This window comes from Allosphingosinicella sp., assembly GCF_035626655.1.
GTDB lineage: Bacteria > Pseudomonadota > Alphaproteobacteria > Sphingomonadales > Sphingomonadaceae > Allosphingosinicella.
On sequence record NZ_DASPNF010000003.1, the window covers coordinates 40,210 to 53,601 of the forward strand.

At 68.6% G+C, this 13,392-nt stretch carries 11 protein-coding genes; 4 read left to right on the plus strand and 7 right to left on the minus strand.

Going from position 1 to position 13,392, the window contains the following annotated elements; genetic code table 11:
• Position 1: 1 nt before the first annotated feature.
• The 3 genes from VEC11_RS02000 to VEC11_RS02010 all read right to left on the minus strand — a co-directional run bounded on the left by VEC11_RS02000 (position 2) and on the right by VEC11_RS02010 (position 3,469).
• On the minus strand, positions 2-1,525 hold the full coding sequence (locus tag VEC11_RS02000; RefSeq protein WP_464128669.1) for a hypothetical protein: 1,524 nt from the start codon (positions 1,523-1,525) through the stop codon (positions 2-4).
• Positions 1,526-1,982: 457 nt separating this feature from the next.
• Positions 1,983-3,224, minus strand: coding sequence for a serine palmitoyltransferase (gene spt, locus VEC11_RS02005; protein ID WP_464128671.1), 1,242 nt, complete (start codon positions 3,222-3,224; stop codon positions 1,983-1,985).
• Complete coding sequence (locus VEC11_RS02010; RefSeq protein WP_464128673.1) at positions 3,221-3,469, minus strand: acyl carrier protein; 249 nt, start codon at positions 3,467-3,469, stop codon at positions 3,221-3,223. The genes spt and VEC11_RS02010 overlap by 4 nt, the downstream gene beginning before the upstream one ends.
• Positions 3,470-3,610: 141 nt before the next feature.
• Here VEC11_RS02010 and VEC11_RS02015 point away from each other — a divergent pair, with 141 nt between their 5' ends.
• On the plus strand, positions 3,611-4,141 hold the full coding sequence (locus VEC11_RS02015) for a Pycsar system effector family protein (protein WP_464128674.1): 531 nt from the start codon (positions 3,611-3,613) through the stop codon (positions 4,139-4,141).
• A 1-nt stretch (position 4,142) separates the two neighbouring features.
• On the opposite strand, the gene VEC11_RS02020 is transcribed toward VEC11_RS02015, so the two are convergent.
• Positions 4,143-5,060, minus strand: a complete 918-nt coding sequence (locus VEC11_RS02020) for an NAD-dependent epimerase/dehydratase family protein (protein ID WP_464128676.1) — start codon at positions 5,058-5,060, stop codon at positions 4,143-4,145.
• Positions 5,057-6,094 carry a GTPase ObgE gene (gene obgE / locus VEC11_RS02025; RefSeq protein WP_464128677.1) on the minus strand — a complete coding sequence of 346 codons (1,038 nt, stop codon included), beginning with the start codon at positions 6,092-6,094 and terminating at the stop codon, positions 5,057-5,059. Before obgE ends, VEC11_RS02020 begins: the two co-directional genes overlap by 4 nt.
• A 186-nt stretch (positions 6,095-6,280) precedes the next feature.
• Here obgE and VEC11_RS02030 point away from each other — a divergent pair, with 186 nt between their 5' ends.
• Both VEC11_RS02030 and VEC11_RS02035 read left to right on the plus strand, forming a co-directional pair.
• Complete coding sequence (locus VEC11_RS02030; protein WP_464128679.1) at positions 6,281-7,435, plus strand: toll/interleukin-1 receptor domain-containing protein; 1,155 nt, start codon at positions 6,281-6,283, stop codon at positions 7,433-7,435.
• The gene (locus tag VEC11_RS02035; protein ID WP_464128681.1) at positions 7,432-10,182 is read left to right on the plus strand and encodes an nSTAND1 domain-containing NTPase; all 2,751 of its coding nucleotides are present in this window, start codon (positions 7,432-7,434) and stop codon (positions 10,180-10,182) included. The genes VEC11_RS02030 and VEC11_RS02035 overlap by 4 nt, the downstream gene beginning before the upstream one ends.
• A gap of 20 nt (positions 10,183-10,202) precedes the next feature.
• Here VEC11_RS02035 and VEC11_RS02040 read toward each other — a convergent pair whose 3' ends face one another.
• Positions 10,203-10,802, minus strand: coding sequence for a TetR family transcriptional regulator (locus VEC11_RS02040; RefSeq protein ID WP_464128682.1), 600 nt, complete (start codon positions 10,800-10,802; stop codon positions 10,203-10,205).
• Positions 10,803-10,891: 89 nt separating this feature from the next.
• On the opposite strand from VEC11_RS02040, the gene VEC11_RS02045 reads away from it, so the two are divergent.
• On the plus strand, positions 10,892-11,743 hold the full coding sequence (locus VEC11_RS02045) for a metal-dependent hydrolase (protein WP_464128684.1): 852 nt from the start codon (positions 10,892-10,894) through the stop codon (positions 11,741-11,743).
• Here VEC11_RS02045 and VEC11_RS02050 read toward each other — a convergent pair.
• A complete protein-coding gene (locus tag VEC11_RS02050; RefSeq protein WP_464128686.1) occupies positions 11,740-13,215 on the minus strand; it encodes an MFS transporter in 1,476 nt (491 codons plus the stop codon). The genes VEC11_RS02045 and VEC11_RS02050 overlap by 4 nt on opposite strands.
• Positions 13,216-13,392: the final 177 nt, after the last annotated feature.

Sequence of the window (13,392 nt, forward strand, 5' to 3'; positions counted from 1 at the left end):
CTCAGATCACCGTGAAGTCGCTGGCCGCGAGCACCGGATTGCCCTGCAAAGTCGCGAACAAAACGGCAGCGCCGGCGCCGGTGCCGTCGGCGTCGTAGAAGAGCTGGCCGGTGCCGCTGTTGTAGATGATCCGGTCATTTGCATCGGCCGCAGCGGAGCCGGTAACGAAGGCGTCGGCGTTGAACGCGCCGGGCCCGCCGATGCCGGCGAAGATCGCATCGTCGAGCGCGATCTTGTCGGTGCCGCCAAGGAAATCGGCGATCAGATCGACATTGCCGCCACCCAGAGCGGTAGTGAAGGCGAAGGTGTCGGCACCACCGAAGCCAAGCAACGTGTCGGCACCTCCCATGCCGTTCAGCACGTTGGCGCTGCTGGTGCCGAGCAGATGCTGGGCGAATTCATTGCCAGTCAGATCGAGCACGGTGAAGCCCGCGGTGCTGAAGGCGGATAGCCATTCGACCGACAGGCCCGCCGCAAGCGTGTAGCTGACCTGGGTGAGGATCGTGTCGAAACCCTCCCCGGCATTTTCGTAGACCGTGTCGCCGACGCTGCCCACGACATAGACATCGTCGCCGCCGAAACCGATCATCACGTCGTTGCCCCGCCCCCCGTCGAGCGTGTTCGTGCCGTTGTTGCCGAGCAGATACTGGTTCAGCGCCTGTTGAGCGGTGCCGTTCGATCTGACGATGATGTCGATCGCGTCAGTCCCTGCCGTGCGGGACGTGGACAGCCAGTCGACCCGATACACTTCATCGATCGAATAGCTCGTGCTCGTATAGAGGACGTCGAAGCCGCCGAGGAGCTCGTCCACCACATCCCCGGCATGATCGACGATGTAGATGTCGTCACCGTCCGCGCCGGTCATCCTGTCGGCGCCGGCGCCGCCGTCCAGGACGTCCTTGCCGTTGGTGCCGGCGAGCCAATTGAAAATTTCGTTGCCCGTGAGTTTGAGGCCGGCGCCATTGTTGGGGGTAGCGATGTTTGACTGCAGAATTTCCATCTCTACTCCCGCAGCGAGCGTGTAGTCGACGGAGATGTAGGCGATATCGGTGCCGCCGGCGTTGGTCGCCTCGAACATCTGGTCGCCCGCATTATCGACATAATATTTGTCGCTGCCGCCATAGCCGATCATCACATCGGCGCCGCCCATGCCATTGAGAGCATTGCTGCCATTGTTGCCGAGAAGATATTGGTCGAAGGCGTTGCCGGTAATGTCGACGGGCATTTGGCCTGCGGTCCAGGTGGTCGAGAGCCATTCCGCATGCGCTTCCGCGGCAAGGACGTAGGTCTTCAGAAAGAGGGCAGCCGCGTCGAGCAGGACCGTGTCGAAGCCCTCACCGTCGAGCTCGACGATGACGTCCATGACATTGTCGACGACAAAGACGTCGTCGCCGGTACCGCCCTCGAGCTGGTCCGCGCCTTCGCGGCCGTCGATATGGTCGTTCCCGCCAAGGCCGCGGATGGTGTCGGCGTCCGAGGTTCCGTCCAGCGTTTCCCCCTCATTCGTTCCTACGATCAGCGGCATTTCTTATCTCCCGTGCCGGGCAGTGCGACGATCACCCGATCATACATTAAACGAACTCAATGGGGTATAAGGCGGGAAAGGCCCGACTCCCCGCGCCCGAACCGGATCCTGAGCCTCTCCCTTGTGTCCTCCACTCTATGCGGGATCCAGGGAAAGGTTCCACAAACTCAGTCAAACGGTCCCCGACCGCGACGCCAGGAATGACGAAAGGGGGGCGCCGCCGCAGAGGTGAGGGTCCTCCCAGTACGGCCCGTGCCCGTCAGATCACCGTGAAGTCGCTGGCCGCGAGCACCGGATTGCCCTGCAGCGTCGCGAACAGCACCGCGGCGCCGCCCCCGTTGCCGTCGGCATCATAGAAGAGCTGGCCGGTGCCGCTGTTGTAGATGATCCGGTCATTCGCATCGGCCGCAGCGGAGCCGGTGACGAACGCGTCGGCGTTGAACGCGGCGTGCGCCGGTCAGATCACGCCGACGGCCTTGCCGGCATTCTCGAACATCTGAAGGATCTCGCCCACTTCGGCATCGCTATGCTCGGCGCAGAGCGAGCAGCGGAGCAGGGTCATGTTGGCGGGGGTCGCCGGCGGGCGGGCCAGGTTGACGTAGAGGCCCTCCGCAAGGAGCGCCTCCCACATCGCGGCGCCTTTCTCCAGATCCGGCATGATCACGGCAATGATCGCGGACTGGGGCTCGTCGGTGCCGAGCGTGAAGCCGAGCGCCTTGAGGCCGGCATGGAGCCGCTTCGAATTCTCCCAGAGATGGGCGCGCTTGTTGTGGCCGTGCTTCAGCTTGCGGATCGAGGTCGCCGCGGTGGCGACGACGCTCGGCGGGAGCGAGGCGGTGAACACATAGGGCCGGCAGACCAGCCGCAGGATCTCGAACTTGGGATGGTTGGAGACGCAGAAGCCGCCGACCGTGCCGACCGATTTGGAGAAGGTGCCGATCACGAAATCGACATCGTCCAACACGCCCTGGTCTTCGGCGACGCCGCGGCCATTGGGGCCGATGAAGCCCATACTATGGGCCTCGTCGACCAGCACCATCGCGCCGGCGGCCCTGGAGACGGCGATCATCTCCTTGAGCGGGGCGACGTCGCCGAGCATGGAATAGACGCCCTCGAGCACGACCAGCTTGCCGGCGCCCTCGGGGATGCGGGCGAGGCGCTTCTCGAGCGCGCTGATGTCGTTGTGGCGGAAGGGGACGATCTCCGCGTCGCCCATCTTGCAGCCGTCGTAGATGGAGGCGTGGCTGTCGATGTCGAGGACGATATAGTCGCCCTTGCCCGCGATCGTGGAGATGATGCCGAGATTGGCCTGGTAGCCGGTCGAGAAGACCATGGCGTGATCCATGGCGTAGAAGTCCTTCAGAGCCTCCTCGACGGCCTTGTGGCCGGCATAGGTGCCGTTGAGGACGCGGCTGCCCGTGGTCCCCGAGCCGAACTCGTCCAGCGCCTTCTTGCCGGCGGCGATGACGTCGTCGTCGAACGTCATGCCCATATAATTATAGGTGCCGAGAAGGATCGTCTCCTTGCCGTTGCAGATGGCGCGGGTGGGGGAGAGGACCTTCTCCATGACCAGCCCGAACGGGTCCTTGACGCCGGTAGCGAGCAGGCCCTCGCGGATCTGGATCAAAGGATCGAACTTGCTGAACAGGTCGACGGCGCCCGGGGAGGCATCCGCGGCGGGAAGGGGACGGCTGCTCATCCTTCGGTCCTCAGACTCTCGACCGCGTCGACGAGCTGGCCGACATTCTCGATCTCGGCCTGCTGGCTCATCGTGATCAGGATATCGAACTCGTCCTCCACATTGGCGACGAAGTCCATCACCACCAGGCTGTCCCATTCGAGATCGCCGGCGAAGGTGGTGGTTTCGGTGAGCGCGACGCCCTTTTTGTTGAAGGGCTCGATCAGGCTCGCGACCTTGTCGAAGGTCTCGTCTCTGTCGGTCATGTCCGTCCTTTAGGTTTCCGAGGGCCTCGTGCCAAGCGATTGCGGCAGGAAAGGGACGGTTTGGAGACGGGGGGCGGGGCGGCTTGGCAAGAGCGCGCGCCGCGTGCGATGACGGCCCGGGGACGAAACAGGGACTCTTGTGTGACAGGCGAAACCGACGAAACGGCGCCGGAGGCGAGCGCGGTCTATCCGCCCAATGCGGTCCATATGATGCGCACAGCCCAGCTTGCCCAGCTTCAGCTTTCGGCGATGGCCGACGCCAAGGCGAGCCTGCTGATGGGCGCGACCTTCGTGATCTTCACCATCACCATCGGCCAGGCGCATGGCGGCCTGCCGCCGCTGCCGTTGCTGATCCTGGGCGGCGCGGCCTTCTTCGCCGCGATCTTCGCGGTGCTGGCGGTCATCCCGATGACGAGCGCCAGGCGCAAGGGCGGTCAGCCCAACATTCTCTTCTTCGGGACGTTCAGCCGGATGGCGGAGGACGAGTTCATCGACGAGGTGACGGCGAAGCTCCGCACCGAGGACAGCATCTACCGGACGATGGCCCGCGACATCCACCAGGCCGGTACCGTGATGCAGACCAAGAAGTACCGGATGCTGACCTGGGCCTATCGCGTCTTCCTGCTCGGCCTGATCGCGAGCGGCGCGGCGTTCGTGATCCAGTATCTCTGAGTCAGCGCAGCCAGCCCTGCTCCTGATACCATTCGGCCGTGGTCTTGAGGCCGGTCTGGGTGCGGATGGCGGGGCGCCAGAGGCTCTCGGGCGGGCGTGCCTCGGCGGTGACCACCCAGTCCGGATGGCAGAAATAGCGGGCGCGGTCGGGGGTCAATTTGGCCTTGTCGCGGCGGACCAGGCGGTCGAGGCGGGCAGCACCCTTCACCACTGCTTTGGGCACGGCCAGGGTCGCGGCGCGCTTGCCGAAGACCCGGCCGAGCGTGCGCGCGAAGTGGCGGTGGTCCCAGCCCTCGGGCGTGCCGTCGTCGGGCTCGTAGGTCTCGCCCACGCTCGCGGGCGCGTCGAGCAAGGCGAGGATCAGCCGGCACAGATCCTCGACATGGATGACCGAGAAGCGGCCCCTGGGCGGCAAGGCGACGAGGCCGCGCTTCGCCATGCGGAACAGTTCGAACGTCTCGCGGTCGCCCGGCCCGTAGACGGCGGGCGGCCGGACGATCGTCCAGTCCAGCCCCGAGGCGGCGACCACGCGCTCCGAGCGGGCCTTGGACCAGCCATAGTCGCTGAGCTCAGGCTCGCGCGCAGCGAGCGAGGAGATGTGGATGAAGCGGCGGATGCCGGCGGCGCGGGCCGCATCCACGGTCGCGGCGGTGCCGCCGACATTGACGGCCTCGAAGCCGGCCCGGTCCGGCGCGTTGATCAGGCCGGCGATATGGATGACCGCGTCGGCCTCCCCGCAGAGCGCGGCGAGGCTGTCCGGCCGGTCCAGCGCGCCTTCGACCCAGTCGATCCCCGGCTCGGCGGGGCGCCAGCCGCGGGTCAGGGCACGGACCGGGTGGCCCGCCGCGCGCGCGGCCCTCAGCAGATGGCCGCCGACGAAGCCGGTGCCGCCGGTGATCGCGAGGGTGGGGGGGGTCATAGTGGCGACCAGCCCGGTTCCTCGTCGTCGCCCACCGCCTCGCGCTGGATCGCACCAAGCTCGGGCAGGATCGCGTCGAGAATCTCCTCCACGCCCGCGCCGGTCGCGCCGGAGACGATAAAGACGCGGGCCCCGCTCTCCTCGGCAAGCTCGGCGGCGAGGGCCTCGGCCAATTCGTCGTCGATCGTGTCGGCCTTGTTGAGCGCGACCAGCTCGACCTTCTCGTCCAGGCCGGCGCCATAGGCCTCCAGCTCGTCGCGGACGGTGCGGTAGGCGGTCGCGACGTCCTCATTGTTGGCGTCGATCAGGTGGAGGAGGATCCGGGTGCGCTCGACATGGCCGAGGAAGCGGTCGCCGATCCCCGCGCCCTCCGCCGCGCCCTCGATCAGGCCCGGAATGTCGGCGAGCACGAAGTCGACGCCCTTGTGGCGGACGACGCCGAGCTTCGGGTGGAGCGTGGTGAACGGATAGTCGCCGACCTTGGCCTTGGCGTTGGAGACGGCGTTGAGGAAGGTGGACTTGCCGGCATTGGGCAGGCCGACCAGGCCCGCGTCCGCGATCAGCTTCAGGCGCAGCCAGACCCAGCGTTCCTCGCCGGGCCAGCCGGTGCCGTGCTGCCGCGGGGCGCGGTTGGTCGAGCTCTTGTAACTGGCATTGCCGCGGCCGCCGTCGCCGCCCCGGAGCAGGACGACGCGCTGGCCGACCTCGGTGAAGTCGGCGAGGACGTTCTCGCGCTCGTCGTCGAGCACTTGCGTGCCGACCGGGACCTTGATGACGAGGTCGTTGCCGCCCGCGCCCGTCCGGTTCTGCCCGGAGCCGCCGGTGCCGCGCGGGGCGCGGAAATGCTGGGTGTAGCGGAAGTCGATCAAAGTGTTCAGGCCCTCGACCGCCTCGAAGACGATGTCGCCGCCCTTGCCGCCGTCGCCGCCGTCGGGGCCCCCATATTCGATGAACTTCTCGCGCCGGAACGACACCGCGCCCGGGCCGCCGGCGCCGGAGCGGATGAAGATCTTGGCCTGGTCGAGAAAATGCATGGGCGGCATTTAGGGCGGGCGGGTCAGGAGTCAAACGAGGGGCCGCCGATGGGTCGGCGGCGACGTGCGACCCAGGGCGACGCCGCTCACCTGGCCCAAACCGGTCTGCCCCAATAACGATAGGAGCGGATCGGGAAGAATGTTATGGTCCGCGCTCCGGCAGGAAAGGCAAAAGACAGGGGGACGATGAGCGGGAAAGACTCTGCCGAATCCTGTTATCTGGCCAGGCACGGCTTCGACTTCGACATGTTCTTTTCCTACGCCCATGGCGATGTGCGGCGAAGCGGCGACGCGCAACTCAAGCGCTGGTCGAAGCAATTGTACCAGGCGCTGTCCGAGACGCTCGATTCCCTGAATCTGAAGCCACCGCCGCGCATCTTCTTCGACGAGAGCGATGCGTTGGGCGACGGGCTCAACAAGACCGCGCACCTGGCGCCCGAGCTGGCCGAGAAGGTCAGGGCGTCGGCGCTGCTGCAGATCGTGATGTCGCCCCAATATCTGGAGAGCGACTGGTGCCGGCGCGAGCTGGAGACGTTCGAGGCGGCGGCCGCCGAACGGGGCGGCGGGGTCAGCGGCCGCATCTTCATCGCCAAGGCGATGGACACGGACGATCTGGCCTGGCCCGCCCCGCTGACCGACGCCGAGGGCAACAAGACGGTCGGCTGGGAGTTCCACCGCCGCGGCAGCCCGCTGCCCTATGGCTGGATGACCGACTGGCACGGCAACATCCCGCCCGAGATGCACCAGGCCTTCATGGAGATGGCGAGCCAGATCCAGCGCCGCCTCAGGGCGTTCGACAGCGAGCTGACCGAGAAGGCGCGCAAGATCGAGCTGGTCGACTGGCTGGAGAAAGGCGAGATCGAGCGCATCTATCTCTACGGGCGCAACGACGAGGTCGCCGAATGGGAGGCGACCTGGAAGGAGCTGGACGGGCTCGGCATCATGGTGACGCCGGGCGAGCCCGAGCCGCTCGATGCCGACGACGACAGCGCCAAGCGCAACGAATATGCGCGCCTCGCCAGCCGCTGCGACGCGATGGTGATGGTCGCCGCCGACGGCGTGAAGCTCGATTTCGACCTCGACGTGGTCGGCCGCGAGCGGCGCAACTTCATCGCCTCCAAATATAAGAAATATCTGCCCTGCGCGGTGGTCGACCGGGTCGGCGAGTTGGCCAAGCCGGCGCGGCTCAGCAATGCCCGGCGCTTCGACATCGACTGGATCGACGCGCCCTCCTGCAACTGGCCGCATTATATCCGCACCTGGCTTTCGGCCTCGGCGGGCAAGGTCCGGCAGCGCTACGGGCTGGAGGACGGCGCCGGAGCCGCGGAGCCCGCGGCGTGAACAAGGCCTGGCGCGCCTTCGAGGCGGATCCGCTCGAAGGCATGGCCGAGGGTCCCTATCCGGGGTTGCGGCCGTTCCTGCCGCGCGAGCGCGACATCTTCTTCGGCCGCGAGCAGATGATCAACCAGGTGCTGGTGCGCCTGAACGAGCAGCATATGGTCGTCGTCCACGGCGCCTCGGGCTGCGGCAAATCCTCCCTGATCGCGGCGGGCGTGCTGCCGCAGCTGGCGCGGCGGCGGGCGCGGCGCGGCCTGGTGCTGAGGACGGGGACGTTCCGCCCCGGCATCCAGCCGATGCAGTCGCTGGTCGGGCTGCTCGGCGAATTGTGCGGGACCGATGGCGGCCCGGCGCCGGTCGACGCGGTCTACCGCGCGATTTCGGGCGGGGCAGGGGCGGCGCGGGCCGGCGTTGCGCGCCTCGCCGCCGATGCGGGCGTCGACCAGCTCTGCATCGTCATCGACCAGTTCGAGGAGCTGTTCCGCTTCGCCGAGGACGAGGGCTTCGAGGAGGCGCAGCGCTTCGCCGATCTGCTCGTCCAGCTCTGCGGCGGCGGCGACGAGGAGGGCGGCTGGTGGGAAGCGGAGGGGGCGGCGCGGCCGGCCGAGCCGGTGCCGGCCGAGATTAGTTTCATCCTCACCATGCGCTCCGAATTCCTGGGCAATTGCTCGCGTTATCCCGGCCTCGCCGAGGCGATCAACCGCACCCAATATCTGCTCCCGAATATGAGCCGCGACGATCTGATCCGCGCGATCCGCGAACCCGCGGAGGTGTTCGAGGGCCATGTCGATCATGCCCTTGCCGAGCGGATGGCGGACGATGCCCGGCGCGAGGAGGATTCGCTGCCGCTGATCCAGCACGCGCTGATGCAGATGTGGCTGGCCTCAGACAGCGGGCGGTTGGCCCTCGCCGACTACGAGCGGGCGCTGGAAGGCTCCGCGCAGAGCAGCCAGACCCGGCAGAAGGGCCCGCTCGGCGCGATCCTCGCCGGCCATGCCGACCGCGTGCTGGCCGAGACGACGGGCGGTGACCCGGCCAAGGAGCGGGCGGTCGAGTTCATCTTCCGGGCGCTCACCCGCAAGGACAGCGAGAGCCGCGCGATCCGCTTCCCGCAGCGTTACTGGCGCCTCGCCCGGCTCAGCGGGCTGGACGCGGCGGGGACGCGCGCGATCGTCGACGCCTTCCGCCGCGACACCGTCTCCTTCCTGACGCCCTACGAGGCGATGACCGCGGAGATCGGGGGCGAGAGCGTCATCGACATCAGCCACGAGGCGCTGATCCGGACCTGGCCGCGGATGAGCGACAAGGCGATCGACGCCAATGCCCGGCCCGTCGGCTGGATCGAACGCGAGGCGCAGGACGCGATGCTCTGGCGCTGGCTCGCCGTGCATGCGGATTTCTATCGCTCGAACCCCCGCGCCTATCTGGACGGCGCCACCACCGAGCGGCTGAGCGCCTGGTTCGAGCAGATCAAGGAGCGTCCGGACTGGGTGCGGCCCTATCTGGTCCGGCCCGCTGGCAAGCTCGAGATCGGCGAGGAGCCGGAATGGCAGGCGGTCGAGAAGCTGCTGAAGGACAGCCAGGACCGCACCTGGCTGGACCGGACCATGCTGCGCCGCTGGCGCAAGCTCGGCCGCTGGGCGCTGCTGGCGCTGATCCTGATCTTCGTCGCCGGGGGCGTCGCCGCCTTTTTCTATTTTCGCGACCGGGCAGCGGACAATGCGATGGACCAGGCCGAGGACGTGGTCCGCCAGGGCATTCGCGCCACCGACGCCTTTGTCCGGACGGCCAATGGCAGCAAGTCGCAGGGGTCGCCCGCCCAGACCGAGCGGGTCGACGCGCAGACCGTCGCGCAGGCGACCGCCGGCGCCGGCGGCGCCGCCACCGGCGACACCTTCTCGCACGCTTATGTCTGGATCGGCAGCGCCTATGCGGCCGATGCGGGCCTGATCTCCAACCTGACCGATGCCGCCGGCCGCCGGGTGCCCCCCGGCCAGGCGACCGTGGGCCGCGGCACCTACCTCATGGCCGACAATCTCATTCTGCGCTCTACGGCGCCGAGCGAGGAGGGGCGCAAGGGCCCGGCCATGGGGCTGATCGCCCGCGGCACGCCGGTCCTGATCCAGCGCCTCGTTCCGGTCCGGCGCGAGGGCCGGACGGAATATTGGGCGCGCGTGAACTTCGCACCCGGCACGCCGGTGCCGGTGCGCTTCACCTTCGATACGCCCGTCAACGGCGCGGCCGACGATTTCTCGCGCCTCTTCCTGTCGCTGGGCTACCGGCCGGCGGCCGCCGCCGGGACGACGGATCTGTCGCCGGGCGAGGCGGAGATGGTCTATTGCACGCCGCGCGATCGCGCCGCGGCGCTGCGCCTTGCCACGCTGGCGACGCGCTGGCTGAACGACGTGCCGGGCATGCAGAACGCCGCGGTGGCGCCGCGCCAGGCGGACAATTGCACGGATTCCGCCGCCTCTCCCCTGACCTTGCGGATCGCCTTCGCGCCGTCGCCCACGGCCTGGCTCAACGGACGCTGGACGCGGGACGGCAATTGCACGACGCCGATGGAGCTCACCGTGCTCGCGCGGCGGATCCGGCTCCGCGGCGACCGCGAATCCTTCGAGATCATCCAGAGCGCCACCGGCGACACGATCATCACCGATTTCGCGTCCTTCTCGCGCGCCGGTCAGGACGTGAACGTTTCCGAGATCGGCACGGGCAACTCGTTCCGCATGCGCCGCTGCCCGGGATGATCCGGCGGCTCAGGCCGTGATCATTTCTCCCTCTCTTCGCCGAGCGCGGTCATCGCAAGCAGGGCGCGGCGGGCGACCTCGCGGGCCTTGTCCGGATCGAGCCCGAGCGCCCCGGCCATTTCCGCACCCAGCAGGGAGTCGCCCATCGCCACCAGCACCAGCCAGAGCGTCGTCTCCTCCACCGGCCGGTCCTCATGGCCGGCGCGCAGATGGTCGACCAGCTCGTGGATCGCGTCGAGCACGGGGTTGAGCGCATCGCGATTGCCGGAGAGGATCATCCAGGCCGCAAGCGCGCCGGCCCCCTCCTTGCCGAAGGCGTCGAAGGTCCGGTCGACGATCTCGATCGGGTCCGCCTCCCGCGCCCGGGCGCGCTTCACGGCCTCCTCGATGCCGGCGCAGACCCGGGCCGAGATCAGCCCGGCGAGCGCGGACTGCAGCCCGGCCGCCGAGCCGAAATGATGGAGCAGATTGGCGTGGGTCTTGCCGATCTCCGCGGCCACCGCTTTCAGCGTCACCGCCTGCGGGCCATGCTCGATGAGCAGGCGGCGCGCGGCCTCGAGCGCGGCGGCGCGGCTTTCCTCGGGCGAGAGGCGTTCGCGGCGGGCAGCAGCTATTGACATTCGTGTAAATATGTGGTCTGCAGGATCATGCCGGATTGATTCGGCCCGCTCGGGCATCGAGTCCAGCGGAAAAAGACGAGGGCAGCGCAGTGGCCTACACCCCCGAAGACCTCACCATCACCCCGCGCGACCGCCGCTTCGGGCGCGGCTCGAAGCAGCAGCGCTGGTGGCTCGGCGGCGACCCGGTCGCCACCGCCTTTTACAATGCCCTCTCCGCCACCTTCCCCAGGGGCGAAGCCTTCTTCGTCGAGAGCGTGCGCAATTTCCGCGACGGCGCCCCGCCGCGGCTCGCGGAAGAGATCCGTGCCTTCACCACCCAGGAGGTGATGCACAGCCGCGAGCATGTCGCGTTCAACAAGCGCGCGCTCGAGGCCGGCTACGACCTGGCGCCGCTCGAAGCGCGGCTCGAGATGCGCCTCGCCGTCGTGCGCAACCGGCCGCCCGTCGTGAATCTCGCCGCCACCATGTGCCTCGAGCATTTCACCGCGATCCTCGCCCACCAGCTGCTCAGGAATCCGAAGCATCTGCGCGGCGCTGACAAGGAAAGCGGCGACCTCTGGCGCTGGCATGCGATCGAGGAGATCGAGCATAAGGGCGTCGCCTACGACACCTGGCTGCACGCGACGAAGGACTGGAGCCGCCGCAAGCGCTGGAAGGTGAAGGCCAAGGTGATGCTGTTCACGACCCGCAACTTCGTCGTCGACCGCTCGAAGGGCACGCTCGAACTGCTTCGGCAGGACGGGATCACCGGCTTCAGGGCCTGGCGGAAGATGCTCTGGTTCGCCTGGATCAACCCCGGCATGCTGCGCAAGATCCTCGGCGCCTGGCTCGCTTTCTTCCTGCCCCGCTTCCATCCCTGGAAGCATGACGACCGCAACCTGATCCGGCTGACCGAGAGCGATTACGAGGCGGCCGTGCTGCCGCAGCCAGCGACGGTCTAGGCTTCGGCGGGCCGGGCGCGGGCCAGGCGGATTGCGGCGAGCAGCCCGGCCAGGGCGAAGGGGATGGCGATCCCGAACGCGCCCCAGGCGATGGGCGCAAGGTTGGACGGGTCGATGCCGCGCCCGAAATCGGCGGCATTGGCGGCGACCCCGGCCAAAGCGGCGCCGAGCGCGCCGCCCGCATTGCGCACCGCGCCGATCGCCGAGGAGCCACGCGCCCGCTCCGCCTCGCCGAACGAGCCGATCACCCGCTGTCCGATGAACGAGTAGGACAGGCCGTAGCCCGCGCCGAGCAGGGCGCCGGCGGCGGCGATGGCGATCAGGCTGGTGCCGGCCATGAGCAGGGTCAGGCCGGTCGCGCCGGCCAGGATCGACGCCGGGCCGAGGACGATCAGCCGGCGGCGCCAGACCTCGCCCGAGCCTGCCACCGAGAGCGAGGCGGCGGTCCAGGCGAGCGCCTCGATCGCGACGACATAGCCGGCCTCGAGCCCGCTGAGGCCGAAGCTGAACTGCAGCATGGCCGGGCCGTAGAGCGAGAAGGCGACGCCTGCCGCGGTCGTGCCGAAATAGGCGAGCCAGGCGGCTCCGAGCGGGAAGGCGGGATCGGCGGCACGCCGTGGGAGCAGGCGGTTCGTCCCGGCGCGGTCCGCCGCCAGCGCCGCAAGCATCAGGAGGAGGCCCCCGCCCGCTAGCAGGGCCGCGACGGCGAGGCTTGCCGCCACGCCGGCGCTGGCGATGCAGCCGATGCCGGCGGCGAGCAGCAGCAGGGTGCGCAGGGGAAGCCGGCTCCCCTCGGCCACGGCGGCGCCGCGCGGGATCAGCAGCCGGGTCGCGGCGGTGAACAGGAGCGCCTGGCCCGCGAACAGCCAGAAGACGCCGCGCCATGCCCCGGCGTCGGCGAACAGGCCGCCGACGAGCGGGCCGGCAAAGGTGGCGACACCCCAGACGCTGGTCAGGGTGGCGAAGGCCCGGGGCAGATGCCGCCCGGGAAAGAGGACGGCCAGCGCCACATAGATGAGGCCGATCACCCAGCCGGCCGCGCAGCCCTGCAGGACCCGGCCGGCGAGGAAGAGGATGATGTCGGGGGCGACCGCGCTCAGCGTGCAGCCCACCGCGAAGCCGAGCCCGGCAAGCATCATCGCCGCGCGCAGCCCGATCCGCTCGGCCAGCCAGCCCGCCGAGGCGCCGGCGACGACGAGGCCGGTGAGGAAGCCCGAGGCGGCCCAGCCGAACCAGGCGAAGCCGGCCAGGGCGGTGCCGACGGCGGGCATGATCGTGGCGGTGACCAGCGAATCGGCCGCGACCACCCAGCAGCCGAGCACCAGCAGGGCGAGCACGGGCGCACGGCCCTCGCCGAGCAGGTCGCGCCAGCCGTCGGTGCGGCGCGGCGCAGGGGGGTCGATGGCGGCTTCGGCGGTCATGGCGATCCTTGCTGGAATGGCGTCGGCCGTCACCCATGCAACCTCAACCATGGTTGAGGTCAAGCGATGAATTGCGCCGACGCCTCTGCCTAGAGTCTGTACTCATAAAGCTTGCTGATTTGTTTGAGGCTTGATTCAAGGTTGCTGGGAGGAGCCTTGGATGGGACGCTATGATTTGAGCGAGGCGGAGTGGCGGCTGATTGCGCCGTTGCTTCCGGACAAGCCGCG

Bases quoted from the DNA above. Each gene is read 5' to 3' on its own strand.
- VEC11_RS02010 (WP_464128673.1), bottom strand. From the start codon at position 3,469: ATGACCGACAGAGACGAGACCTTCGACAAGGTCGCGAGCCTGATCGAG.
- spt (WP_464128671.1), bottom strand. From the start codon at position 3,224: ATGAGCAGCCGTCCCCTTCCCGCCGCGGATGCCTCCCCGGGCGCCGTC.
- VEC11_RS02020 (WP_464128676.1), bottom strand. From the start codon at position 5,060: ATGACCCCCCCCACCCTCGCGATCACCGGCGGCACCGGCTTCGTCGGC.
- VEC11_RS02040 (WP_464128682.1), bottom strand. From the start codon at position 10,802: ATGTCAATAGCTGCTGCCCGCCGCGAACGCCTCTCGCCCGAGGAAAGC.
- VEC11_RS02050 (WP_464128686.1), bottom strand. From the start codon at position 13,215: ATGGTTGAGGTTGCATGGGTGACGGCCGACGCCATTCCAGCAAGGATC.
- obgE (WP_464128677.1), bottom strand. From the start codon at position 6,094: ATGCATTTTCTCGACCAGGCCAAGATCTTCATCCGCTCCGGCGCCGGC.
- VEC11_RS02000 (WP_464128669.1), bottom strand. From the start codon at position 1,525: ATGCCGCTGATCGTAGGAACGAATGAGGGGGAAACGCTGGACGGAACC.
- VEC11_RS02030 (WP_464128679.1), top strand. From the start codon at position 6,281: ATGAGCGGGAAAGACTCTGCCGAATCCTGTTATCTGGCCAGGCACGGC.